This is a genomic window from Amycolatopsis sp. lyj-23, assembly GCF_046549135.1.
GTDB lineage: Bacteria > Actinomycetota > Actinomycetes > Mycobacteriales > Pseudonocardiaceae > Amycolatopsis.
Map to the genome: position 1 here is coordinate 1 of NZ_JAJPWN010000004.1, position 24,863 is coordinate 24,863.

At 71.7% G+C, this 24,863-nt stretch carries 21 protein-coding genes and 2 pseudogenes; 13 read left to right on the forward strand and 10 right to left on the reverse strand.

The annotated features are described in order from the left end of the window. Together ACLJPY_RS09360 and ACLJPY_RS09365 are read left to right on the forward strand one after the other, a co-directional pair. On the forward strand, positions 1-304 hold a 304-nt coding region (locus ACLJPY_RS09360; protein ID WP_410587639.1), incomplete at its 5' end, for a hypothetical protein. 10 nt (positions 305-314) lie between these two features. Next, on the forward strand, positions 315-500 hold the full coding sequence (locus ACLJPY_RS09365) for a winged helix-turn-helix transcriptional regulator (protein WP_410587640.1): 186 nt from the start codon (positions 315-317) through the stop codon (positions 498-500). A gap of 43 nt (positions 501-543) precedes the next feature. Here the strand turns inward: ACLJPY_RS09365 and ACLJPY_RS09370 are convergent. Next, positions 544-648: pseudogene (locus tag ACLJPY_RS09370) on the reverse strand (hypothetical protein); the annotation flags it as partial. A gap of 60 nt (positions 649-708) precedes the next feature. On the opposite strand from ACLJPY_RS09370, the gene ACLJPY_RS09375 reads away from it, so the two are divergent. Together ACLJPY_RS09375 and ACLJPY_RS09380 are read left to right on the forward strand one after the other, a co-directional pair. Beyond that, positions 709-2,676, forward strand: a complete 1,968-nt coding sequence (locus tag ACLJPY_RS09375; RefSeq protein WP_410587641.1) for a thioredoxin domain-containing protein — start codon at positions 709-711, stop codon at positions 2,674-2,676. An 84-nt stretch (positions 2,677-2,760) separates the two neighbouring features. Continuing rightward, entirely contained in the window at positions 2,761-3,318 is a 558-nt protein-coding gene (locus ACLJPY_RS09380) for a hypothetical protein (protein WP_410572707.1), read from the forward strand. A 341-nt stretch (positions 3,319-3,659) separates the two neighbouring features. Here the strand turns inward: ACLJPY_RS09380 and ACLJPY_RS09385 are convergent, their stop codons facing one another. Then, positions 3,660-4,088, reverse strand: coding sequence for a hypothetical protein (locus ACLJPY_RS09385; RefSeq protein WP_410587642.1), 429 nt, complete (start codon positions 4,086-4,088; stop codon positions 3,660-3,662). Between the two features lie 18 nt (positions 4,089-4,106). After that, positions 4,107-5,060, reverse strand: coding sequence for a DUF6745 domain-containing protein (locus tag ACLJPY_RS09390; RefSeq protein WP_410587643.1), 954 nt, complete (start codon positions 5,058-5,060; stop codon positions 4,107-4,109). Positions 5,061-5,298: 238 nt separating this feature from the next. On the opposite strand from ACLJPY_RS09390, the gene ACLJPY_RS09395 reads away from it, so the two are divergent. Both ACLJPY_RS09395 and ACLJPY_RS09400 read left to right on the forward strand, forming a co-directional pair. Then, positions 5,299-7,188, forward strand: a complete 1,890-nt coding sequence (locus ACLJPY_RS09395) for an acyl-CoA dehydrogenase (RefSeq protein ID WP_410587644.1) — start codon at positions 5,299-5,301, stop codon at positions 7,186-7,188. 99 nt (positions 7,189-7,287) lie between these two features. Beyond that, the gene (locus ACLJPY_RS09400; RefSeq protein ID WP_410587645.1) at positions 7,288-7,746 is read left to right on the forward strand and encodes a hypothetical protein; all 459 of its coding nucleotides are present in this window, start codon (positions 7,288-7,290) and stop codon (positions 7,744-7,746) included. Positions 7,747-7,794: 48 nt separating this feature from the next. On the opposite strand, the gene ACLJPY_RS09405 is transcribed toward ACLJPY_RS09400, so the two are convergent. Then, a complete protein-coding gene (locus ACLJPY_RS09405) occupies positions 7,795-8,532 on the reverse strand; it encodes a DUF2382 domain-containing protein (protein ID WP_410587646.1) in 738 nt (245 codons plus the stop codon). A gap of 321 nt (positions 8,533-8,853) precedes the next feature. On the opposite strand from ACLJPY_RS09405, the gene ACLJPY_RS09410 reads away from it, so the two are divergent. Further along, on the forward strand, positions 8,854-9,327 hold the full coding sequence (locus ACLJPY_RS09410; protein ID WP_410587647.1) for a carboxymuconolactone decarboxylase family protein: 474 nt from the start codon (positions 8,854-8,856) through the stop codon (positions 9,325-9,327). Positions 9,328-9,447: 120 nt separating this feature from the next. On the opposite strand, the gene trhA is transcribed toward ACLJPY_RS09410, so the two are convergent. Then, the gene (trhA, locus tag ACLJPY_RS09415) at positions 9,448-10,110 is read right to left on the reverse strand and encodes a PAQR family membrane homeostasis protein TrhA (RefSeq protein ID WP_410587648.1); all 663 of its coding nucleotides are present in this window, start codon (positions 10,108-10,110) and stop codon (positions 9,448-9,450) included. 89 nt (positions 10,111-10,199) lie between these two features. Here trhA and ACLJPY_RS09420 point away from each other — a divergent pair, with 89 nt between their 5' ends. The 3 genes from ACLJPY_RS09420 (at position 10,200) to ACLJPY_RS09430 (ending at position 15,914) form a co-directional block, all read left to right on the forward strand. Then, positions 10,200-10,976 (forward strand): isoprenyl transferase, encoded by a 777-nt coding sequence (locus ACLJPY_RS09420; protein ID WP_410587649.1) that lies wholly within the window; start codon positions 10,200-10,202, stop codon positions 10,974-10,976. A 451-nt stretch (positions 10,977-11,427) separates the two neighbouring features. Continuing rightward, the gene (locus ACLJPY_RS09425; RefSeq protein WP_410588259.1) at positions 11,428-12,720 is read left to right on the forward strand and encodes a PhoH family protein; all 1,293 of its coding nucleotides are present in this window, start codon (positions 11,428-11,430) and stop codon (positions 12,718-12,720) included. A gap of 119 nt (positions 12,721-12,839) precedes the next feature. Next, positions 12,840-15,914 (forward strand): amidohydrolase family protein, encoded by a 3,075-nt coding sequence (locus ACLJPY_RS09430; protein WP_410587650.1) that lies wholly within the window; start codon positions 12,840-12,842, stop codon positions 15,912-15,914. 28 nt (positions 15,915-15,942) lie between these two features. Here ACLJPY_RS09430 and ACLJPY_RS09435 read toward each other — a convergent pair whose 3' ends face one another. Next, positions 15,943-17,382: a GuaB1 family IMP dehydrogenase-related protein gene (locus tag ACLJPY_RS09435; protein ID WP_410587651.1), complete on the reverse strand. Its 1,440-nt coding sequence runs from the start codon at positions 17,380-17,382 to the stop codon at positions 15,943-15,945. Positions 17,383-17,427: 45 nt separating this feature from the next. On the opposite strand from ACLJPY_RS09435, the gene ACLJPY_RS09440 reads away from it, so the two are divergent. Further along, positions 17,428-17,895, forward strand: coding sequence for a DUF309 domain-containing protein (locus tag ACLJPY_RS09440; RefSeq protein WP_410587652.1), 468 nt, complete (start codon positions 17,428-17,430; stop codon positions 17,893-17,895). 18 nt (positions 17,896-17,913) lie between these two features. On the opposite strand, the gene ACLJPY_RS09445 is transcribed toward ACLJPY_RS09440, so the two are convergent. Then, on the reverse strand, positions 17,914-18,537 hold the full coding sequence (locus ACLJPY_RS09445) for an MBL fold metallo-hydrolase (RefSeq protein WP_410587653.1): 624 nt from the start codon (positions 18,535-18,537) through the stop codon (positions 17,914-17,916). A gap of 97 nt (positions 18,538-18,634) precedes the next feature. Between ACLJPY_RS09445 and ACLJPY_RS09450 the strand changes: the two genes are divergently transcribed. Then, complete coding sequence (locus ACLJPY_RS09450) at positions 18,635-19,849, forward strand: NADH:flavin oxidoreductase/NADH oxidase family protein (protein WP_410587654.1); 1,215 nt, start codon at positions 18,635-18,637, stop codon at positions 19,847-19,849. A gap of 202 nt (positions 19,850-20,051) precedes the next feature. Then, positions 20,052-20,827, forward strand: a pseudogene (locus tag ACLJPY_RS09455) (transposase family protein). Between the two features lie 98 nt (positions 20,828-20,925). Here ACLJPY_RS09455 and ACLJPY_RS09460 read toward each other — a convergent pair. The 3 genes from ACLJPY_RS09460 to ACLJPY_RS09470 are packed head-to-tail and all read right to left on the reverse strand — an operon-like array spanning position 20,926 to position 24,851. Continuing rightward, entirely contained in the window at positions 20,926-21,540 is a 615-nt protein-coding gene (locus tag ACLJPY_RS09460) for a Pr6Pr family membrane protein (RefSeq protein ID WP_410587655.1), read from the reverse strand. 58 nt (positions 21,541-21,598) lie between these two features. Beyond that, positions 21,599-23,131: an ATP-dependent DNA ligase gene (locus ACLJPY_RS09465; protein ID WP_410587656.1), complete on the reverse strand. Its 1,533-nt coding sequence runs from the start codon at positions 23,129-23,131 to the stop codon at positions 21,599-21,601. A gap of 40 nt (positions 23,132-23,171) precedes the next feature. Further along, entirely contained in the window at positions 23,172-24,851 is a 1,680-nt protein-coding gene (locus tag ACLJPY_RS09470; protein WP_410587657.1) for a PstS family phosphate ABC transporter substrate-binding protein, read from the reverse strand. Positions 24,852-24,863 lie beyond the last annotated feature (12 nt).

The window sequence follows — 24,863 nt, forward strand, 5'->3', positions numbered from 1 at the left end:
TCCGGTGTTCTCGATCTTCTTGGTCGTTGATCGATCTACCGGAGACCTCGCCTATTCGATCTCCGACACGCCGCACCGTCGGCACTGCTCAGCAACCTGGCTGGTCAGCACATCAAAACAGGCTCTAGCTGCCCGAGGCCACGAGGCCGGGGTCCACATCCGGAACCGCGAAGCGCAGGTTCGCGCCGGCCGCGACCACCCGCATCACGAAGCCCGCGGCCTCCTCGGCCTGCCGTGCGGCGGTGAGCCCACCCAGTACCGCCGTCCGCGCGCCGAGGGCGTCGATCAGCAGCCACACGTGTGACCCGGTCGTCGTGTCCGCCCTGCGGATGGGCCCGACCCGGCGCAGCGAGCTGCTGGACCGCATCGCCGAGGTGAGCGACAAGGTGCTGACCGAGTCGCTTCGGCGCCTGGCCTCGCGTGGCCCGGTCGCGCGGACAACCCAGGAAGGCGACCTCCGGCCCCAGCGCGTACTCGCGCAGCGCCAGCATGTGCGCTAAGCCTCAAGTCGACATAGCGGCTGTCGCCCTACTGGGTCGAGTCCGCGGTCCCGGCCGACAGTGCGACCGGCTGCGCCTTCTCCGGGTGCTCGTGCAGGAGAAAGCCCAGGTCGCCGCCCGGGTTCCGGGTGGTCGTGATGGTCAGCAGCGCCGGCCCAGTGTGGCCGGTGACCGCGCGCCCGGTTTTCCCGGGTGCGACCCTGGAACCATGAACCGCCTCGCTCGCGCGACCAGCCCGTACCTGCTCCAGCACGCGGACAACCCGGTCGACTGGTGGCCGTGGGGGCCGGAGGCGCTCGCCGAGGCGAAGCGGCGGAACGTGCCGATCCTGCTTTCCGTCGGGTACGCCGCCTGCCACTGGTGCCACGTCATGGCGCACGAGTCGTTCGAGGACGCCGGGACCGCGGCGTTGATGAACGGGAACTTCGTCAACATCAAGGTCGACCGCGAGGAGCGGCCCGACATCGACGCGGTGTACATGGCCGCTACCCAGGCGATGACCGGGCAGGGCGGCTGGCCGATGACGTGCTTCCTGACCCCGGACGGCGAGCCGTTCCACTGCGGCACCTACTACCCGCCGTCGCCGCGGCCGGGCATGCCTTCGTTCCGGCAGCTGCTGGCCGCCGTCACGCAGGCCTGGCAGGAGCGGCCGGACGAGCTGCTGGAGGGCGCCAAGCAGATCGTTGCACACCTCGACGAGCAGACCGGGCCGCTGAAGGAGTCCGTTGTGGACGAAGCGGCGCTCGCCGGCGCGGTCGGGCAGCTCCAGCAGGAGGCGGACGGTGTCAACGGCGGGTTCGGCCGCGCGCCGAAGTTCCCGCCGTCGATGGTCCTGGAGTTCCTGCTGCGCCACCACGAACGCACGGGTTCGTCGGTCGCGCTGTCTCTTGTGGACAAGACCGCCGAGGCGATGGCCCGCGGTGGCCTGTACGACCAGCTGGCCGGCGGTTTCGCACGCTACTCCGTCGATGCCGAGTGGATCGTGCCGCACTTCGAAAAGATGTTGTACGACAACGCGTTGCTCCTGCGGTTCTACGCGCACCTCTGGCGGCGCACCGGCTCGGCGACGGCGTTGCGCGTCGCCACCGGAACGGCGGAGTTCCTGTTCGAGAGCTTGCGGACGCCCGAAGGTGGCTTCGCGTCTTCGCTGGACGCGGACACCGAAGGCGTCGAAGGCCTGACGTACGTCTGGACGCCGGCGCAGCTGCGCGAGGTGGTCGGTGACGACTCCGCGGCCGAGCTGTTCGGCGTCACCGAGGAAGGCACGTTCGAAGAAGGTGCGTCGACGCTGCGCCTGTTCGGCGACCTGCCGGAAGCGCTGCGCGTCAAGCTGCTGGAAGCACGTTCGAAGCGGCCGCAGCCGGGCCGGGACGACAAGGTCATCGCGTCCTGGAACGGCCTGGCGATCACGGCGCTGGCCGAGGCGGGCGTCGCCCTGGATCGTCCACAGTGGATCGAATGGGCGCGTGACGCCGCCGGGCTGCTGCTGCGGGTGCACGTCGTCGACGGGCGGCTGCGGCGCAGCTCGCGTGACGGCGTCGTCGGCGAATCCGCCGGGGTGCTGGAGGACTACGCCTGCGTCGCCGACGGGTTCCTGGCCCTGCACCAGGCGACCGGTGACGGGCAGTGGCTCACCGAGGCGACCCGGTTGCTCGACCTGGCGCTGGCGCACTTCGCGTCCCCGGACGTCCCGGGCGCGTACTTCGACACCGCCGACGACGCCGAGGCGCTGGTCCAGCGCCCGGCCGACCCCGGCGACAACGCGAGCCCGTCGGGGGCGTCCGCGCTGGCCGGCGCGCTGCTGACGGCGTCCGCGCTGGCGGGTTACGACCGCGCGGCGCGGTACCGGGAGGCGGCCGAGCAGGCGCTGCGCCGGGCCGGCGTGCTGGCCGGGCGGGTGCCGCGGTTCGCCGGGCACTGGCTGTCGGTGGCGGAGGCGCTGCAGGCGGGGCCGGTGCAGGTCGCGGTGGTGGGCGACGACGCTGCCCTGCGCCTGGCCGCGGCCCGTCGCGTGCACGGCGGCGGGATCGTGCTGGCCGGGGCGCCGGACGCGCCGGGCGTGCCGCTGCTGGCCGAGCGGCCCCTGGTCGACGGCGCCCCGGCGGCGTACGTCTGCCGCGGGTACGTCTGCGACCGCCCGGTGACGACGGTCGAGGAGCTCGCCGCCCGGCTCTGATCGCCCTGGGTGAACGCCGTGTCGATGGCTGTGCTTTCGGCGTAGCTTCGGTAGCGATGTAATCATGTAATCCGGAGGTACGACATGGGACGCGGATGGCGCGGCGGACGTGGCTGGCAGCAGGCCGAGGTCCCGCCGGCGGACGACGCGGCGGCCTGGTTCGGCGGCCGCCTGCCCGACGGCTGGTTCACGGGCGCACCGGAGGTCACGGTCGACCGCGAAGAGATCATCGTGGTCGGTGAGCTCCCGGCCCTGACCGAGGAGTACGCGGACGACGCCGCCCGCGCGGCGGCCGAAGAGGGCCGGATCAGCCGGTACCGCGAGGAGACGCGCGACGAGCGCATCGAGATCGCCCGCCAGGCGGAGCACCGCTACCAGCGCAAGGTGTCGTGGGGCGCGCGCCTGGGCGGCACGACGGCGTTGTTCACGACGCACTCGGCACCGGTGATGACGCGCTTGCGCCAGCCGGAACGCCTGGTGCTGGACACGCTGGTGGACGCGGGCGTGGCCCGGTCCCGCTCGGACGCGCTGGCGTGGGCGGTCCGGCTGGTCGGCCAGCACGCGGACAGCTGGCTGGGCGAGCTGCGGGAAGCGATGAGCAAGGTGGACGATCTGCGGTCGAAGGGGCCTGACCTGGCCTGACCCGTGGGCTGCCGCCTCGGCGGCGGCAGCCCACAGGGTCGGTGCCAGGGTCGGGGTGCCGCCCGCTCGGTGGCACCCCGCGGCCCCGCAGGGAACCGGCGGCCCTGCCGGAACCGACGGCCCCGCCGGAACCGACCGGGTCGTCCTCCGGCCGCGAGCCGTGCCGTGGATGTCGGCCCTGCAGGGAACCGGCGGGACCGTCTCCCGACCGCGAGCCGTGCCGCGGGATGCCGTCCCTTCGACAGCACTCCCGACGCGAGTACCGGCGCCCCTTCACCCGGCCCGGGACCGAGCCGCGCGGTGCCGCCCCCTCGGTGGCACCCCGCGGCCCGGCCCCAGTCCTAATCCGCGATCAGCACCGGTTTCCGGAACCCCGCTCCCAGCTCCCGCTGCCGTCGCACGAACCACGCTCCGGGTGCTATTCCGGTTGCCCCGTGCTCCGGGTGGATCAGCCACACCGGCGCCGTGTTCTCGAAGGCCGCGATCGCCAGCCGCTCCGGGTCTTCGAGCCACGTTCCGATCCGGCACGTTCCGCGGTCCGCGACGAGCGTGTGCGGGTTGTTGCCCGCTTCGCCGCGCACCAGTTCGCGGCCTTCCTCGGGCAGCTGCCACCAGCTGCGGCGCGAAGGCACCGAGCCCAGCAACGCCAGCGGCAGCACGATCAGGTCGCCCTGGGCCTGGAGCCCGTCGATCACCGGGACGGTGACCTCGCGGTCCAGGTGGGCGAGGACGTCGAGGCCGGTCCGGTCCAGCAGTTCGGCAAGAAACATGTGATCACCTCTGGGAAGTCAAGTCCGGCGCCGCAGGCGCGCGTACTGGGCTCCGGTGAGCCCGTACGACCAGCCGGCCGCGTCGAGGGGATGGTCGAATCCGGCGGGCACGCGCAGCCCGTAGCGGCGGCGGGTGCCGTCCCGCTCCACCGAGCCGTTCACCGCCAGCAGCAGCCGCGAAGGCGCGTGCCACTTCTGCGGCGGCAGGTCGTAGAGCTGCAGTTCGCAGCCGGGGTTGCCGGGATCGGGCGCCCGGCTCAGCACCCGCAGCCCGGACTGCTCGATGTAGGCCGGCCAGCCGAGGTGTTCGACGGCGCAGCGGCGGATCTCGACGTTGTACTCCTGGTTGATCCGCGCCGCGGTCGGGTCTTCGACCACCCAGGACGGCACGCGCGTGCCGTGCCAGACGTGCACGCCCCAGCCGTCCGGGTAGACCACCGCGGGTCCGGTCGCGCTGTGCAGCCGGCCCTCCTCGTCGGTGTGGATCGCCAGCGGCCGTTCGGCGATGACGCAGACGCCGTCCCGCGGCCACCACCAGCCGCAGGAACGCACGAGCGTCGCCCACAGCGTCAGCTCGGGGTCGTCCGGATCCGGCGGCACCCAGTAGGCGTCCTGCTGGCCGTACCAGTGCAGGCCGAGCGAATGCGGGATGGCGAGCCGGATCAGGCGGGCGACGGACTCCTTGACGCTTCGGCGCGCCTCGGGCGAGACGTCACCACAGCGCCTCCGCAACACGGCCACCCGCGTCGCCAGCCGGGCTTCCACCGGCTCGGGCGAGGACGAAGGCGGTGGCACGGCGGCGTTCGGGGAACGCACCCAGACGAACCGCGGCGGCGGTTTGCCGAGCAACGCGTAGAGCCCGGCGATGGCGGCTTCGGCCGCGGGCCGATCCGCGGAATCCGTGCGGAAGGCGTGGTTCAGCCACTGGGAAATGTCAGGAGGTCGGCGGTCCGGCCGCCGCGAGGCGCTCAACGCGCGAGGGCGCGCACGCCCTTTCGAATCGACATGCCGTGATCATGGCAGCCGTTCCGCCGATCGCGCAAGCCTGGACCTGCACCTCCGGCGGCAGCTGGTCAACGCGGACAACGCCCGCTTCCCGAATGTGACGCTCGACGGCGAGCCCGAGCTGAACCTGCGGGATCGCCGGCGCTGCGGCAGGCTTACTACCAACGAGTAGGAAGCCTGCCGTTCGTCCTTTCCGGAGGTAGCCGTGGACGTCCCCGAAGTGCCATCGAAGGTGGATCCGGACGCGCTGACCGCCGTCCTCGACGGTCGCTGGGCCGAGCTGCGCCGCGGGGTGCGGGCGCAGATGGCCGATGCGGAGTTCCGGGACCCGGTGGACCTCGGCATCGAGGCGCACCGCGCCCAGGTGCTCGACCAGCTGCGCGCGCTCGCCGCGACCGACCGGCCCGGCCTGGGCTTCGACCCGGCGTACGGCGGCGGTGGCGACGTCGGCGGCTCGGTGACGTCGTTCGAGATGCTCGGCTACGGCGACCTGTCGCTGATGGTGAAGGCCGGCGTCCAATGGGGCCTGTTCGGCGGCGCGGTCCAGCTGCTCGGCACCGAGCGCCACCACGAGCGGTACCTGCGCGCGATCATGGACCTCGACCTGCTGGGCTGCTTCGCGATGACCGAGCACGGCCACGGTTCCGACGTGCAGCACCTGCGCACGACGGCGACCTTCACCGATGGCGGCTTCGTCGTCAACACCCCGGACGCCATGGCGCGCAAGGAGTACATCGGCAACGCGGCCCGCGACGGCCGGATGGCGGTCGTCTTCGCGCAGCTGGTGACCGGCGGCGAATCGCGGGGCGTGCACGCCTTCATGGTGCCGATCCGGGACGACTCCGGTGCTCCGGCGCCGGGTGTGTCCATTGAGGACTGCGGCCCCAAGGCGGGCCTCAACGGTGTCGACAACGGACGGCTGGGCTTCGACAACGTCCGGGTCCCGCGCGAGGCCCTGCTGAACCGCTTCGGCGACGTCGCCGAGGACGGGACGTACTCGAGCCCGATCGAAAGCGACAGCCGCCGGTTCTTCACGATGCTCGGCACGCTGATCCGCGGCCGGGTGAGCGTCGGCGGCAGCGCGGGGAGCGCGACCAAGCGCGCGCTGGCCCTGGCCATCCGCTACGGCGAGCAGCGCCGCCAGTTCATGACCCCGGACGGCGACGAGGTCGTCATCCTCGACTACCTCGGCCACCAGCGGAAGCTGCTGCCGGCGCTGGCGAAGACGTACGCGCTGCACTTCGCGCAGGAAGAGCTCGTGTCGAAGCTGCACGACATCGACTCGTCGGCGCCCGAAGAGGAGCAACGCGAGCTGGAAGCGCGAGCGGCCGGGCTGAAGGCGCTCAACACGTGGCACGCGACGGCGACGATCCAGGCCGCGCGCGAGGCGTGCGGCGGCGCCGGCTACCTGGCGGAGAACATCCTGCCGGGCCTGAAGGCCGACACCGACGTCTTCACGACGTTCGAAGGCGACAACACGGTGTTGCTGCAGCTGGTCGCGAAGGGCCTGCTGACCAGCTACAAGCAGGACTTCCAGGACCTGTCCCCGCTGGCGACGGCCCGGTTCTTCACCGACCAGGTGGTCAACACGATCCTGGAGCGGACTTCGGTGCGCAAGGCGCTCGAGTCGCTCACGGTGGGGTCGGACGCGGAGGTGTTCTTCCGCCGCGAGTGGCAGCTGCGGCTGTTCGAGGACCGCGAGGAGCACGTCGTCGAAGGCGTGGCGAAGCGCCTGCGCAAGGCGGCCGAGGACCCGTTCGGCGTGTTCAACGCGGCGCAGGACCACGTGCTGCGCGCCGGCCGCGTGCACGTGGAGCGGCTGGTGCTGGAGGCGTTCGCGGCGGCCATTGAGCGCTGCGAAGACCCGGACGCGCGCACGCTGCTCGAGCGCGTCTGTGACCTTTACGCGCTGTCGGCGATCGAAGAGGACCTGGCGTGGTTCCTGGGCCACGGCCGCCTGACGGCGTCGCGCGCGAAGGCCGTCACGTCGGCGGTCAACCGGTTGTGCGCGGAGCTGCGCCCGCACGCGCGCACGCTGGTGGACGCCTTCGCGATCCCGGCGCAGTTCCTCGCGGCGCCGATGCTGGTGTCCTGATCGGCCGGTTCAGGCTTCCCTTGTGGGGTGCGGGAAGGCGGTCGTCGTCCGTCGTCTAGCGTGGCGCGTCCGCTTCCCGCTCTCCCCGAAGGAATCCCCATGGGCGCCCGCCGTGAAAGACGCTTGCTCGAAACCGCCGCACCGATGATGCAACCGGGCGAAACGCCCGAAGTGATCGCCATGGCCAAGGTGGGCTCGCTGCGGAAGGTGCTGGGTCGGCACTTCGCGCTCGCCGCCGCGACCGCCGTGCTGAGCGGCGGCACGATGTTCTCGATCACCACCCAGCGCGAGCTCTACCTGCTGCTCACCGACCGGCAGCTGCTGTTCTTCGAGGCCGACGCCTACACGGGCGGCCCGGGCCGGGCGCTGTTCGGCGTGCCGCGGACGTACGTGGCGATCACCGAGCCCCGGGGCGGATTCCTGCTGAAGTTCGAGCTGTACGTCCACGGCTGGGACCAGGCGATGACGCTGTCGATGCCGCCGTTCCCGCCGTCGCTGCGCAAGAAGGGCCGGCAGCTGGTGGCCGGACTGCCGCGGCTGCCGCGCGCGGTGGGGTGAAACCCAGGCGGGTGGCCGGTATCGGGGACCGGCCACCCGCCCGGGGGCTCAGGAACGGCGGTGCTTGCGGTCGTCGTCGGTGACTTCGAACTGTTCCTTGCGCACCTTGCCGGAGACGGTCTGCTCGTCGCTGACCGTCTCGGTACGCAGACGTGCCCGCTCGACCGGCACGGTTTCCTTGCGCACCACGGGTTTCTCGGCGTGCAGGACGACGTCCTGCTCGGCCTCGCCGATCTCCGCCGTGCCGTCCGCGCGGGTGATGGGCTCGCGCTCGATGCGCACTTCTTCGTGCCGCACGGGCACGGTGACCTGCTGCTCCTCGGTGACGACGTACTTGCGCAGCCGCACTCGCCCGGTCTCGACCTGCTCGGTGCCGACGTTCAGCCGCTCCTCGGAGCGCGTCATGGCGCGGTCGTCGCGCTTGCCCGTCCCGGCCTTGCCCCGGTCCATCCGCCCGTCCGGCGACGTGCGCGGCACCGGCAGGCCGTAGTGCTGGTAGAGCTGGGTGCTCTCCTCGGGCGAGAGGTGCCCGTCGGCGTCGATGCGGGGGGCGCCCGAGACGCTGTCCTTGTCGACCTGGACGTGGACGCCGTCCTGGTCGGTGTGCGCGCCGGAAAGCGGGACGAAGCTCTCCTTGGTGCCGAACATGCCGGTCTTGACGGTGATCCACTCGGGCTGGTGCGTCGCGTCGGCGAGGTAGACGTTGCCGACCTTCCCGATCTTGTTGCCGTTCGGGTCGACCACGGCACTGTCGATGAGTTCCTGGGGCTGCAGGGTCCTGGCCATCGCGGTCGTGCTCCTTCCACACGTCGAGTCGTTTGGTCAACCCACCGTCGGCCGCCCCGGTCGGTGCGGCAACCGTCGTGGTGTCCCTGTGGGTGACCCCTGAAAGTGATCGTTTGAGGCGGTTTTCGCTGGCCAGCGCACCCGGACGCGCAGGTCGGGCGCGGTGCTCCCGGCGGTGTTCCCGGCGTGACCGACGGCCGGGGTGGGGCCGCGAACGTGTGGATCCCGATTTCGGCGTGACCGGCGTCACCGGAGCCGCTGTCACAACGCCGTCGCCCGGCTCGTCAAGGGGGTGAAGCAGACGACGGAAGGGGAACCACCGTGGAAGCCCGGCTCAACATGTTCGAGAACGAGATCACCGGCAAGTTCGTCAAGCGCCTGATCGCGGCGTCCCGCCCGGTCGAGGAGTCGTCGCTGCCGAAGGCGACCCAGGAGCTGGTGAAGATCCGCGCGAGCCAGATCAACGGCTGCGGGATGTGCCTCGACATGCACACGAAGGACGCGGCGGCGGCCGGCGAGACGGCGGTCCGCTTGGCGCTGGTGGCGGCGTGGCGCGAAGCGGTGGTGTTCACCGAGGCGGAGCGCGCGGCCCTGGCGCTGACGGAGGAGGCCACCCGCCTGGCAGACGCACACGTCGGCGTCACCGACGAGACGTGGGCGGCGGTGCGCAAGCACTACGACGAGGAGCAGATCGGGGCACTGGTCGCGCTGGTGGCGACGATCAACGCGTGGAACCGGCTGAACGTGATCGCCCGCAACCCCGCGGGGGAGTACCAGCCGGGGATGTTCGGCTGAGGAGGTTCGCCTCGCCGGCTCGAAGAGCCGTGTGTGGGTGGTCGAGTACCCGGCTCCGACCGAAAAGCGCGGCCACCGACCCGAATCCGGGTGAGCGGCCGCGCTTTTCACATCGAAGGCTCAGGCGTACATGGCCAGCCAGATCGCGATGTAGTGGGAGACCGCCGCCAGCACCGTGCACGCGTGGAAGAACTCGTGGTACCCGAAGGTCTCCGGCCAGTGGTTCGGCCACTTCACGGCGTAGAACACCGCGCCGAGCGTGTAGAACAGCCCGCCCACGCAGAGCAGCACCAGCGCCGCGACGCCCGCGTGCGTGGCCAGTTCCGGGAACACGAACACCGCGACCCAGCCCAGTGCGATGTAGATCGGCACCCCGAGCCACCGCGGTGCGTGCGGCCACAGCATCTTCAGCGCCACGCCGGCGACCGCGCCGCCCCAGACGATCGACAGGATCACGTAGCCCGTCGGCTTCGACATCGCCAGCAGGGTGAACGGGGTGTACGTGCCCGCGATGAACAGGAAGATCATCGAGTGGTCCGCGCGCTTCATCCACTTGTACGCGCGCGGGCTCCAGAACCGGCGGTGGTACAGCGCGCTCACGCCGAACAAGCCGAGCACTGTCAGGCCGTAGACCGATGTCGCCAGTGCGGCGATCGCGGACACTGTGGACGCGAAGCTGATCAGCGTGGCCACCGCGGCCAGCGCGCCGAAGAACGTCCAGAAGTGGATGTGCCCGCGCAGCCGGGGGCGGAGGTCCACTACGGGCTCGGGTGGTTCCGTCATCAGGCTCACCCTTCCAGGTTACGGGGCCGTAGGTTGTCCGGCAGCGGTCGAGTCACGCGCCTCACACCGGGTGCGTACGCTGACTCGACGTGAGTGTTCGCTCGTTCTTGTCCGACGTCGTGTACAGCGCCTACGGCAGGCGCCTCATCCAGCAGGCGGCCGGGCGGCATCCCCGGCACATCGCCATCATGCTCGACGGCAACCGCCGGTGGGCCCGGGAAGCGGGTTTCACCGACGTTTCGGACGGGCACCGCGCCGGCGCCAAGAAGATCGCGGACTTCCTCAGCTGGTGCCAGGAGGCGGACGTCGAGGTCGTCACGATGTGGCTGCTGTCCACCGACAACCTCAACCGCGACCCGGACGAGCTCACGCCCCTGCTGAAGATCATCACCGACGTCACCGACGAACTCGCCGCGCCGGGGACGCCGTGGCAGCTGCGGATCGTCGGCGCCCTCGACCTGCTCCCCGCCGATGTCGCAAAGCGACTGAGCGAAGCCGCCGCCCGGACCGAAGGGCGGACCGGGATGGAGGTCAACATCGCGGTCGGCTACGGCGGGCGCCAGGAAATCGCCGACGCCGTGCGGAAGCTGCTGCTGCAGCACGCCGACGAGGGAACGTCCATTCACGAGCTCGCGAAGATCCTCGACGTCGACCACATCTCCGAACACCTCTACACCTCGGGCCAGCCGGACCCGGACCTCATCATCCGCACCTCGGGCGAGCAACGGCTTTCCGGCTTCCTGCTGTGGCAGTCCGCGCACTCGGAGTTCTGGTTCACCGAGGCGTACTGGCCGGCGTTCCGCCGGGTGGACTTCCTGCGCGCCATGCGCGACTACGCATGGCGGCACCGCCGGTTCGGTTCGTGAACCACCGGTAAACCCCCTGGTCAAGCCGTCTTTTCGGCGCCGGAAGCGGATTTCGGACGACCGACGGTGAGGTGACGATCTGGCGAATCACCGTGTTGGCTCCCTGCGCGCCGCCGGATTCGTGGGTACCTTCCGAGGTGAGGGCACGCGTTCCGTGCGGGTCCTCGCGGGAGGCCCTGGTCGTGGCGGTGATCGAGGGGGCGGCGCAGCCGCCCACGAGACGCTCGAGGGGGCCGGCACCCGGCCCTCGTGGCCGCGCCACCTGACCCACCGGTCAGGAGGAGTGGTCCAGCCAGGGAGGTGCCCGGCCCAGCGAGTGCGGGCGTGAGGTGCACACGCCCTCGAGGGAGATGCCGTCGTGACTGCGCAGCGTTTGCCCCGCAAGGCCTCTGGCCACTCTTCGACCGGTGCCGTTCCCGGCCCGGAGAAAGCGCCCGAATCCCAGCAGCACATGTACGTGCTCGACACGTCGGTCCTCCTCTCGGACCCGTGGGCGGTCACCCGCTTCGCCGAGCATGCCGTCGTGCTTCCGCTGGTCGTCATCAGTGAACTGGAGGCGAAGCGCCACCACCCGGAGCTGGGCTGGTTCGCCCGGGAATCCCTGCGCATGCTCGACGACCTGCGCCGGCAGCACGGCAGGCTCGACGCGCCGCTCCCCATCGGGGACCACGGCGGCACGTTGCAGGTCGAGCTGAACCACTCGGACCCGTCGGTGCTCCCGTCCGGGTTCCGGACCGACTCCAACGACCACCGCATCCTCGCCTGCGCGCTCAACCTCGCGGCCGAGAACCAGGCGGTCACGCTGGTGACGAAGGACATCCCGCTGCGGGTCAAGGCGGGTGCCGTCGGTCTCGAGGCCGACGAGTACCGCGCGCAGGAAGTGACGCCGTCGGGCTGGACGGGCATGGCGGACGTGGACGTCCAGCAGGAACTGCTGGACGCGCTGTTCGGCGGCAGCACCGTCGACCCCGTCGAATGGGGCATGGACGAGCTCGCCGGGCTGCCCTGCCACACCGGGCTGCGGCTGCTCGCGGGCAGCTCCAGCGCGCTCGGGCGGATCACCGCGGACAAGCGCATCCGGCTGGTCCGGGGCGACCGCGAGGCGTTCGGCCTGCACGGCCGCAGCGCCGAGCAGCGCGTCGCGCTCGACCTGCTGCTCGACTCCGACGTCGGGATCGTGTCGTTGGGCGGCCGGGCCGGCACCGGCAAGTCGGCGCTCGCGCTGTGCGCGGGCCTCGAGGCGGTGATGGAACGCCGTCAGCACCGCAAGGTCGTGGTGTTCCGGCCGGTCTACGCGGTCGGCGGCCAGGACCTCGGCTACCTGCCGGGGTCCGAGAGCGAGAAGATGCAGCCGTGGGCGCAGGCGGTGTTCGACACGCTCGGCGCGCTGGTCAGCCAGGACGTCCTCGACGAGGTCTTCGACCGCGGCATGCTCGAGGTGCTCCCGCTGACGCACATCCGCGGCCGCTCGCTGCACGACACGTTCGTGATCGTCGACGAGGCGCAGTCGCTGGAGCGCAACGTCCTGCTCACGGTGCTCTCGCGCCTCGGCACCGCGTCCCGCGTGGTGCTCACCCACGACGTCGCCCAGCGCGACAACCTGCGGGTCGGGCGGCACGACGGCGTCTCGGCGGTGATCGAGAAGCTCAAGGGCCACCCGCTGTTCGCGCACGTCACGCTGACGCGCTCGGAGCGCTCGCCCATCGCCGCCCTGGTCACCGAGATGCTGGAGGACCACGGCTGAGGAGACCCGGGGGCGGCGTTCGCGCCGCCCCCGGCATCCGTTCCCGTCCTGGCCGGACATCCGGTGAAAAACCCGCTCGGCGCTATCCGGCCGATCCGGGGCTGGGCATAGTGGGCCGGATGGGGCCGGAAAACCTTTCTCGTCGTGAGCTTCTCGTCCGAAGTGGCGCAGCCGCCGCCGCGCTGACCGTGGCCGGGGCGGACGTCGCCCAGGCCGAGCCGGAGGCCGACGCGGACGGCGTGGTGCTGCGGGAGGGCACGAACCTGTCCGCCGCGCTGTCACCGGACGGCCGGTGGATCGCGGTCGACCTGGTCACCGGGATCTGGGTGCTGCCCGCCGCCGGCGGCCGCGCCCGGCGGCTCACCGACGACCTCCAGGACGCGACGCTGCCCAGCTGGTCGCCGGACGGGCGCCGGATCGTGTTCCAGTCCTACCGCGACGGCAACTTCCACCTGTACGTCATCGACCACGCCGGCGGCGTGCCCCGCGAGCTCACCAGCGGGCGGTTCGACCACCGGGAGCCGGTGTTCTCGCCGGACGGCACCAAGATCGCCTTCAGCAGCGACCGGGACGGCAGTTACGGCATCCACCTGCTGGACGTCGCCTCCGGAGCGATCACCACGGTCGCGTCCACCGCTGACGAGGAGGCGTCGCCGCGGTGGTCGCCCGACGGCACGAAGCTCGTCTTCACCGTGAACGACACCGCCATCGACGTCGTCACCCTCGCCACCGGCACCCGCACGCGCCTGATCACCGCCACCGGCGCCGACAAGCTGTACGGTCCCGCGTTCGGTCCCGGCGGGCAGCCGAGCTACCTGCGGCTGCGCGGCGCCGAAGCGGACCTCATGCTCGGCGACCAGCAGCTCACCAAGGGCGAGGACGTCTTCGGCTTCCCCGCGAACTGGTCCGGGTCCGTCGTGCTCTACACCGCCGACGGGCACATCCGCCGCCGCGAACTTTCCGGCGCCGTCCAGGACGTCCCGTTCGAAGCGCGCGTGTCCACGGCGGCACGCGACTACCGGAGGCGGGTCCGCGACCTGGACTCGGCCGCGCCGAAGCCCGTCCGGGGCATCGCCGGGCCAGTGGTGTCCCGGGACGGCCGGTGGATCGCGTTCCGAGCCCTCAACGCGATCTACGTCGTCGCGGCGGGCGGGGGCCGGCCACAGCGCCTGGTCGGCGACGGCTACTTCAACTCCGACCCGGACTTCCACCCGGACGGGACGAAGCTGCTCTACACGAGCGACCGGCTCGGCACCGCCGACCTGTGGCTGCACGACCTCGGCACCGGTCAGGACACCGTCCTCACCCAGCAGGCGGGCGCACAGGTCGCGCCGCGGTGGTCGCCGGACGGCGGCCGGGTGGCCTACGCCGACCAGGACGGCGCCACGTGGATCCACGACGTCGCCGCAGCCACCGCCCAGCAGGTGACGCCGCCGCTGTTCATGCCCGGACGGCCGACCTGGTCGCCGGACGGATCGGTCATCGCGCTGGCCGCTGTGAAGCCGTACTCGCGGCGCTACCGCGAAGGCACCAGCCAGATCCTCACGGTGGACCTGAAGACCCACGAACTCCGCTACGCCGAGCCGATGCCGTTCCGCTCGCTCGCCACCCGCGGCGACGACGGTCCACTGTGGTCACCCGACGGCCGGTACCTCGCGTTCACGGTCGAAAGCGTCGCCTGGATCGCCCCGGTCGACGGCACCGGACGGCTGATCGGTGCGCCGAGGCAGGTCACCCACGAGGTCACCGACTCGCTGGCCTGGCAGGGGCACGACACGCTCGTGTACCTGTCGAAGGGGCAGCTCAGGGCCCAGAGGATCACCGGCGGTGCGCCGCGCACGATCCGGCTCGACTTCACCTGGGCCCGGCCGCGCCCGCCGCGCCGGACCGTCATCCACGTCGGCGCGGCGTGGGACGGCATCGCCCGGACGCTGCGGCGGGACGTCGACATCGTCGTCGACGGCGGCCGGATCGCCGACGTCCGGCCGCACCGGGACGCACCCGGCACCGTCGACGCGCACGACCTGACCGCCATGCCGGGGCTCGTCGACATCCACAACCACTGGCACCTGCGGGGCCGGCAGTGGGGTGACCGGCAGGGCAGGCTGTGGCTGGCCTACGGCATCACCACGACCCGCTCGCCCGGCGACCCGGCGTACCAGATGCTGGAGACGCGCGAGGCCCTCGAATCCGGGAACCGGGTCGGTCCGCGGTACTTCGGTACCGGGGAAGCCGTCGACGGCTCCCGGATCTACTACAACTTCATGCGGCCGACGCTGTCGCCCGAGCAGCTGGACCTGGAGCTCGCCCGCGCGGTCGAGCTGGAGTACGACATGATCAAGACGTACGTCCGGCTTCCCGTGGCGTACCAGCAGGCCGTGGTCCGGGCCGCGCACCGGGCGGGCATCCCGCTGTCGTCGCACTACCTGTACCCGGCGGCGAACCTCGGCATGGACGCGATGGAGCACACCGGGGCCACCAACCGGCTCGGGTATTCGCACACCGTCAGCCGGATCGGCCGGTCCTACCAGGACGCGGTCGCCTTGTTCGTCCGCTCGGGGATGTCCATCACGCCGACGTTGTTCACCTCGAGGGCGTTGTACGCCGACGACAAGTCGCTGGTGACCGACGAGCGCACCGAAGTCCTGTTCCCGCCCTGGGAATACGCGCTCCTCAAGACCACGGCGGACACGGCGGGCAACCCGGAGAACGCCTACCTGCGCCAGGTCCTCGCCGGGAACGTCGACATGGTGCTGCGGATCCACCGGGCGGGCGGGTTCGTGGTCACCGGCACGGATTCCCCGCTGGACAACGTGGCCGTCTCCACCCACCAGAACCTGCGGGCGATGGTCGCGTTCGGCTTCACCCCGTACGAGGCGCTCACCACCGCCACCCGCAACCCGGCGCGGTGGCTGGGGCTCGAGGACCGGATCGGGGTGCTCAAGCCGGGGGCGTACGCCGATCTGTCGCTCGTCGGCGGCAACCCGTTGCAGGACATCAAGGCGGCCGCGAACGTCCGCAGCGTGCTGGTCGGCGGGGTGCTGCGGACGGTGGGCGAGCTGCTGGCGCCCTACCGGAACCGGCCGACCGCCCGGGCGGCGGCCACCGAAGTGGCGCCCGCCGCCCGGTCAGCGGAGAAGCAGCACTGGTGGCACGTTCCGGAGTGGTCGGAACACGTGTGCTGCGCGGGCTGAATCCACCGGCCCGGTCACCGGCCCGCGGTCACCAGCCCGCCGGAAGCGGGCGGCCCTCGGCGAACCCGGCCGCCGACTGGACGCCCAGCAGCGCGCGCTCGTGGAACTCCTCGAGGGTCCGCGCGCCGGCGTAGGTGCAGGAAGAGCGCACGCCGGAGCCGATCGAATCCAGCAGGTCCTCGACGCCCGGGCGCTGCGGGTCCAGCGACATCCGCGACGAGGAGATGCCCTCCTCGAACAGCGCCTTCCGCGCGCGGTCGAACGAGTTGTCCGTCCGCGTCCGCGCGCCCACCGCGCGCTTCGACGCCATGCCGAACGACTCCTTGTAGGGCCGCCCCTGCTCGTCGAACCGCAGGTCGCCGGGGGATTCGTAGGTGCCGGCGAACCACGAGCCGACCATCGCCGCGGACGCGCCGGCGGCCAGCGCGAGCGCGACGTCACGCGGGTGGCGGACCCCGCCGTCGGCCCAGACGTGCTTGCCCAGCTCGCGGGCGGCGGCCGCGCAGTCGGCGACCGCGGAGAACTGCGGGCGGCCCACGCCGGTCATCATCCGGGTCGTGCACATCGCGCCGGGCCCGACCCCGACCTTGACGACGTCGGCGCCGGCCTGGATCAGGTCGCGCGTGCCTTCGGCGGTGACCACGTTGCCCGCAACCACCGGGACCTGCGGCGACACCGACCGGACGGCCTTCAGTGCGGCGATCATCTTCTCCTGGTGCCCGTGCGCGGTGTCGACGACCAGCACGTCGACCCCGGCCTTCAGGACGGCGTCGGCCTTCGCGGCGACGTCGCCGTTCACGCCGATCGCGGCCGCGACGCGCAGCTTGCCCGCGTCGTCGACGGCAGGGGTGTAGATCTCCGCGCGCAGGGCGCCGACCGCGGTCAGGACGCCCGCGAGCCGGCCGTCGGCGTCGAGGCCGAGCGCCAGCGGGGCGCCGTGGCCGTTGAGCAGCTCGAACACCTCACGGGCCGGCGTGGTGAGCGGGACCACGACGGCCGGGGGCTGCGCGACGTCGGCGAGCCGCGCGAAGCGGTCGACGCCCGCGCAGGCTGCTTCGTCGACGATGCCGACCGGGCGGCCGTCACCGTCCACGACGACGACCGCGCCGTGCGCGCGCTTGTGGACCAGGTTGAGGGCGTCGGCGACGGCGTCACCGCCGGTCAGCACGAGCGGGGTGTCCCACACCGTGTGCCGGCTCTTGACCCAGCCGACGATCTCCGCGACGGCTTCGGTGTCGACGTCCTGGGGCAGCACGACCAGCCCGCCGCGGCGGGCGACGGTCTCGGCCATCCGGCGGCCGGCGACCGCGGTCATGTTGGCGACGACGATCGGGATGGTGGCGCCGGTACCGTCCGCGGTGGCGAGGTCGACGTCGAAGCGGGACTCCACGTCCGAACGGTTCGGCAGCAGGAACACGTCGTCGTAGGTCAGGTCGTGGGCGGGCCGGTGGCCGTCGAGGAAACGCACGAGTCGCCAGACTACCTGCTGGGACGCGTGGCAGGATCTACGGGTATGAGCCGCCGCGACCGGGACGCCGAGGGACGGGCACGCAACGCACGGCCGCGCGACGGTCTCGGCCGGCCGTTGCCGTACGGCTCGGACGGCGTCGAGCGCCAGCCCGAAGGCATCGCGCGGACCCCGGCGCAAACGCTTGCGGAGGCTCAGCAGCTGCTCGACGACGGCAAGCCGTTCCACGCGCACGAGGTCTTCGAGGACGCGTGGAAGACCACCGACGGGCCCGGCCGCGAGCTGTGGCGCGGCCTCGCGCAGCTCGCCGTCGGGCTGACGCACGCGGCCCGCGGCAACAACGTGGGCGCGGTGTCGCTGCTGGAGCGCGGCGCGGCGAACATCGAGCCGTTCCGCCGGGAGGCGCCGCACGGGGTCGACGTCACCGGGCTGCAGGAGTGGGCGCGCACGCTGGCGGAAGACGCCAAGCAGCACGTCCGGGTGTCACCGAGCGTGCCGCGGCTGACGCGCTGACCCGTTCGGCGAGCCTTCTCAGGGCTGTTCCCAGCCGTCCGACGCGGCCTTCTCGGCGCCGATCGTCGTGCCTTCGCCGTGTCCCGTGTGGACCTTCGTGGCTTCCGGCAGGGTGAACAGCTTCTCGCGGATGGACCGGACGATCGTCGGATAGTCCGAATAGGACCGTCCGGTGGCGCCGGGGCCGCCGTGGAACAGCGTGTCGCCGGTGAACAGCACGCCCAGGGCCGGTGCGTACAGGCACACCGCGCCGGGCGCGTGCCCCGGCGTGTGGATGACGCGCAGCTCGGTGCCGGCGGTGGTGAGCACCTGGCCGTCGGCCAGTTCGCCGTCCGGGGCGCGGTCCGGGTGCGTGAGGTCCCAGACGACGCGGTCGTCGGGGTGCAGCAGGATCGGCGCGCCGGTCGCGGCGGCGAGCTCCGGGGCGGCGTTGACGTGGTCGTTGTGCGCGTGGGTGCAGACGATCGCGGTCAGCTTCCGCTCGCCCACGACGTTTTCGATCGCCTTCGCGTCGTGCGCGGCGTCGATCACGACCACTTCGCTGTCGTCGCCCACGATCCACACGTTGTTGTCGACGTCCCAGCTGCCGCCGTCGAGCCGGAAGACGCCGGAGGTCACCAGGTTCTGCACGATCGCCGTCATGCGCCCGACCCTAGTGGTCATTCGACGGGTAGATGACATACCAGCGGTATGCTACCGTCGAGTTTTCTTACTGGGAGTAAGTTCGTGAGGTGACGCGATGACCCGGGACCTCCTGGCCGAGCCGCTGAAGCTGCGGTGCGGCGCGGTGCTGCCGAACCGGCTGGTGAAGTCGGCGCTGAGCGAGCAGCTCGGCGACCGCCGCAACGCGCCCACGCACGAACTCGCCGAGCTGTACCGCACGTGGGCGCGCGGCGGCGCGGGCGCGCTGATCACCGGGAACGTCATGGTGGACCCCACCGCGCTCGGCGAACCGCGCAACGTCGCCGCGACCGCGGACCCGGCGGCGTTCCGGGCCTGGGCGCGGGCGGTCGACGGCACGGACACGCGGCTGTGGGTGCAGCTGAACCACCCCGGCCGCCAGAGCCCGCGGTACCTCTCGCGCGAGCCGGTGGCGCCATCCGCCGTCTCGTTCGGCAACCGGGGCATCCGGACCGCCTTCGCGCCGCCGCGCGCGTTGACCGGCGAAGAGGTCGAAGCGATCATCGAGCGCTTCGGCGTCGCGGCACGGACGTTCGTCGAGGCGGGTTTCACGGGCGTGCAGATCCACGGCGCCCACGGCTACCTGGTCTCGCAGTTCCTTTCCCCGTTGACGAACCAGCGGACCGACGCCTGGGGCGGCGACGCCGTTCGCCGCCGCCGGTTCCTGCTCGAGGTGGTCCGCCGCGTCCGCGCGGCGACCGGCGACGACGTGCCGGTGTCGGTGAAGCTCAACAGCGCGGACTTCCAGCGCGGCGGCTTCACCGAGGACGAGTCCCTGGAAGTCGTGCGCGAACTCGGCGAAGCCGGCGTCGACCTGCTGGAGGTATCGGGCGGCACGTACGAGAAGGCGGCGATGATGGGCGCCGGGCGCGCGAGCACCCGGGCGCGTGAGGCGTATTTCCTGGACTACGCGGCGAAAGCGCGTTCGGTGTCGGACGTCGCGCTGATGGTCACGGGCGGCTTCACGACGCCGGAGGGAATGACCGAAGCGCTGCGTTCGGGCGAGCTGGACGCGATCGGCCTGGGCCGGCCACTGGTCGTCGACCCGGCCCTGCCGGCCCGGCTGATCGACGGCGAAGACGTCCGGGCGGAGCGGTTGTGCCCCAAGACGGGCATCCGGCTGGCCGACAGCCTCCTGGAGATCCAGTGGCACACCCGCCAGATGCACCGCATCGCCGCGGGCAAACCAGCCGACCGCCGCGGCGCGCTCCCGACCCTGGTGCAGGCCGGGCTGACCGACGGCCTCAACGCGTTCCGCCGCGTCCGCGGCTAGTGCCGCACGTCCCGAGCGCCCCAATGAGGTTTTCTCAGTAGGGCTGGCGTGGGGTGGGCGTATTGGCCTGGGCTGAGGCGTGGGGCCCCTGGTAGGACTGGATTTGCGAAGATCGAATCCTAAGTTCCAGAGGCCCCACGCGATTGATTATGCCGCCACACTCGACGTGGCACGCGGCCTGGTCTGGTTCGTTGCCCGTGTCATGCAGGCCGAACGCCGCCGGCGCGGCACCCGCCGGGGCTGGCGGGCACTGACCCCGTACCGGCAGGCGGTGCTGGTGCTGCGCTGGTTCCGTGACGCCACCCCCGTGCACCGGCTCGCCGCCGACCATCAGGTCAGCCTCGCCACCGCTTACCGCTACCTGCACGAAGCCATCACCGCCCTCGCCGCCTGCGCCTCGGATCTGCACCAGGTCCTGACGCAACGCTGAGCCGCAGGCGACACTCACGTGATCCTCGACGGCACGCTGATTCCCGCTACCCGGGTCGCAGCGACCACGACCAAAACCAAAGGCCGCAACCGCGGAGCGACCGTGCACCTGTGGTACTCCGGCAAACACCGCAACTTCGGCGGGAATGTGCAGTTTCTGGCCAGCGCCGACGGGTTCCCGCTGTGGACGTCCCCGGTGCTGCCCGGCTCCGCAACGACCTCTCCGCCGCCCGCGACCTGGGCATCACCGGCGCGCTGACCGCCGCCGCCCGCCGGGCTACCGACCCTGGCCGACAAGGCCTACCACGCCGCCGGGATCGGTATCCTCACGCCGTTCAAGAAACCGCAGGTCAGCCACCGCTGGCTATCAGACAGCGGATTTTCAACCTGCTGCACCGCCGACTGCGCTGCCGGGGAGAACGGGCTGCCTCAATCCTCAAAACCCGCTGGTCAGCGCTACGACGAGTCAGCCTCTGCCCCAAACGCATCGGCACCATCGTCCAAGCAGCCCTGGTGCTGACCCAACACGAGCACCAAGGCCGCTACTGAGAACCTCAATGTGGCCTTCGGTGCGTCTCACGCAACCAAGGCCGCCTTGGGGCGCTTGAGCCGGGCCGCCGGCAACGGACCTCAGACACGCGACACAGCTAGGCGGCTTCGAGACGTGCGAAGCGGCGGTCGTACAGGAACGCGCCCGTGGTGAGGGCGGTGAAGAACAGGCCGATGAAGACGCAGTTCAGCGTCACCTGGCCGTAGCCGAGGGCGCCCGCGTCGACGAACGGGTACGGGTAGAAGCCGGTGAGCGCGCCGCGGGGGAGGGTGAACGCCAGCCACGCCAGCGGGTAGAGCAGGGACCACCAGACCGTGCGCCACGTCAGCGCGCCGCGCGGGGCGACCAGGAGCCAGCCGAGCACGAACAGGATCGGCGTGACCTTGTGCAGCATCGTGTCCGAGAACAGCGAAAGGCCGTGCAGTTCGTACAGACCGGCCAGGGCGACCTGGTAGACGATGCCGGTCACGATGATGCCGGCCAGTGCGTCCAGCCAGAGGACCGTGAACAGCCTGCCGCGGGCCGCGCCCAGCGCGACCACGGCGGAGGTGAGCGTGACCAGCAGGTTCGAGTCGATCGTGAAGAAGCACAGCAGGTTCGCGACCCGCCCGTCCGGATCGCTCGCCGTGGCGATGACCTGGGTGACGAGGCCGGTCAGCGCGACCAGCGCGGTGATCGCGAACCAGCCGCGGGTGAGCTTCGAACCGTGCATCCCGGCAGCGTACCCGCGGGTAACTCCACAGTGGACCCCTCGAAGGTGTCGAGTTGCGTCAGCTCCCTTCCGACCGGTCGCCGTGGAGCAGGCCGCGGACCGTGTCGATCGTGTCCGCCTCGGCCGGGTCCTTGTCCGGGCGGTAGCGGACCACGCGGGCGAACCGCAGGGCCAAGCCGCCCGGGTAGCGCGTCGACACCTGGGCGCTGTCCAGCTCGATCTCGACGACGATCTCCGGCCGGACGTACACCGTCCAGTCGTCGCGGTGGGTCTCGATCTCCTGGAACGTCCTCGTCTGCCACGCCAGCAGCTCGTCGGTCATCCCCTTGAACGTCTTGCCGACCATGATCGGCGGGCCGCCGTCCGGGTCGCGGGCGCCCAGGTGCAGGTTGGACAGCGTGCCCGTGCGCCGGCCGTGGCCCCACTCCGCGGCGAGCACGACGAGGTCGATCGTGTGCACCGGCTTGACCTTCAGCCACGCCCGCCCGCGCCGCCCGGCCGCGTACGGCGACGCGAGGTCCTTGACCATCACCCCTTCGTGGCCCGCTTCCATCGCCGCCTCCAGGACCGAAGCCGCCCGCGAAGTGCCGACCTCGCCCGGGATCACGTGCGCCCCGGCGACCTTGCGCAGGGCCGCGTTGCGCTCCGAGAGCGGCGCGTCCAGCAGGTCGACGCCGTCGAGGTGGAGGCAGTCGAAGAAGTACGGGCGCAGCAGCAGAGCCTTGACCTGTTCCTCACGCGTGCTGCCGAAGCGGCTCATGGTGTCCTGGAACGGCCGCGGCCGCCCGGCGTCGGTCAGGGCCAGGGTTTCGCCGTCGAGCACCACCGACTCGCACGGCAGCCCCCGCACGAGCTCCACCAGCTCCTGCACGCTCCCGGTGATTTCCCGCAGCGTCCGCGTCCAGACGCGCACTTCGCCGCCCTGGCGGTGCACCTGGATCCGCGCACCGTCCATTTTGTACTCGACGATCGCCTCGGCGTGCTCGGCGACGGCTTCGTCCAGCGACTCCGCCGGTGACGCCAGCATCGGCTTGATCGGCGTGCCCAGCGTGAGCCGGAACTCCGCCAGCGCCGCCTGCCCGCCGGTGAGCGCCGCGACGGCGGTGATGCCGAGCTTCCCGGACAGCATGAAGGCCCGCCGCACGTCCTCGGCCGCCACCTCGGCCGCGGCCGCGATGGCGTCGACCATCACGCCCTCCAGCGCGCCCTGCCGCAGCTCGCCGGTGACCAGCCGGAAGAGGAACTGCTGCTCGTCCTCCGTCAGCCGGGTGAACAACGCGCGCAGCACCTCCTGCCGCCGCGTGTTCGACCCCGTGCCCGCCGCCACGCCCGCGGCCGCCGTCAGCGCCGCGTCCACCTCCGTGACCGTGGCCACGGACTCCCCGGACGGCGAAGCGCCCAGCGCAGCCAGGGTGCGCCACCCCGCCCCCAGCCTGTCCTGCGCCGTCTGCCCCGTCAGGTACGCGACGACGGCGGGCAGCTCGGCGACCTCCGCCGCGCGCAGCACGGCGGCCAGGACGGCGATCTTCGCCTTCCTGGACCTGGTCGCCGCCAGTTCGGCGGACGCGCGGACCAACTCGCTCAGCAACACCCGGACATCATGACCCGGACCACCGACAATTTCAGGACGGCTAGCTGTCCGGCCTGGTGCAGAGGGGGTCGAGCAGGCCGTCCTTGGTCACGCACGGGGTGTACCCGGCGTCCTGCAGCTCGGCCCGCGCGGCCGGGGCGGCCAGGTAGTCCAGGAACCGCTTCAGCACGCTCTCTTCGCCGGGTACGCCCTTCGTGTACAGGTATTCGACCGTCCAGAACCGGTAGCCGGCGGCGATCGTCGTGACGTCGGGGTAGTGGCCGTCGAGCTGGACGACGGCCACCTGCTGGTCCCGGGCCGCGGCCGCCTTCGCCGCCGGGACGTCGGCGTACCCGATCGCGCCCGGCACGGTGGCGACCTCGGTGAGCACCTCGGCGGTCGTGCCGCGCTCGCAGCGGGTGGTCGCCGCGGCCGGGTCGCGCTCGGGCCTGCGGCACGAGTCCGACGTCAGCCGGTCCTCCGCCCCGCCGAGCACCTTCCGCTCGAACGTCTTGCGCGTGCCCGACTCCTGCCCGCGCCCGACGATCCCGATCGGCACCGACGGCCCCGGCCGCAGCTGGTCCCAGTTCCGCACCCGGCCGCTGAAGATGTCCCCGACCTGCTGGGTCGTCAGCCGGTCGACGCCGGCGGCGCGGTTGACGACCAGGCTGTAGACGACGATCGCGACGGCCTTCGCCGTCAGGTCCGGTCCCGCTTCCCCGGACCGCCCGTCCGACAGCACCGCCAGCCCGTCCTTGCCCGCGGCGTCGACGGGCGCGAGCGCGCGGACGCCGGTGACGCTGCCGGTCGCGCGCGTCGTGATCGCGGCGTCGTCGCACTGGCCGTGGTACTCGGCGGCGATCCCGGCCATGATCGGGATGAACGCGCTCGACCCCTCGACCGACAGCTTCCCGGCGGCGCACTGCGCGGAGCCGCCCGGCCGGGACCACGACACCAGCAGCGTCGCCAGCAGCGCGCCGGTGAGCAGCACGCCGATCGCCGTCGTGAGCACCGGCCAGCCGAACCGGCGCTGCTTGCGGTCGTCCTTGATCCGGCCGGCGGCTAGCCGGGCGTGGTGGTCGATGTCCTTGCTGAGCTCGCCGTCGTGCCCGGCCGGCTCGCGCAGGACGAGGACCAGCTTGAACTTCTCCTTGCGCCGCAGCGAGAGCCGCGCGAACCGGACACCGTGCCACTCGGGCGCTTCCGGCGGCGGTTCGGCCGCGGCCAGCCCGGCCAGCCGCTTCGGCAGCAACGCGCGCACTCGCGAGAGCTTCACGCCTTCGACCGGCCGTTGCGGGGTCTCGCGCGTGAAGAACTCGAGGCCGTCGCGGACGTGCTGGCGGAGGCCGTCGTCGGTCGCGTCGGACACCCGGGCGTCCCAGACGATCCGGCTGCCGAAGGTGAACGACAGCGGGATCTCGAAGTCCGCGGGTGCGATGTCGAACCCGCCGGTGTTGTGGATCCGGATGACGACGATGCTCATCCGGTCGAGCAGGCGGGCCATCTGCTCGAGCTGCGGAGCCGCCTGCGCCGAGCCGTTCTCGCCGTCGTGCAGGTCGATCGGGGACAGCCCGATCTTGGAGTTGTAGAGCACCCGGAACGTCAGGCGGCGGCGCCGGATGAAGTAACGGTCGACGAACGGCGCCGCGATCGCGACCAGCGCGGCGATCCCGAGGACCAGGCTGCCCGAATCCGAGCTGAGGATCTCGGCGAGTGACTGCATGGTCGCGCCGACGCCCACCGTGCCGCTCCT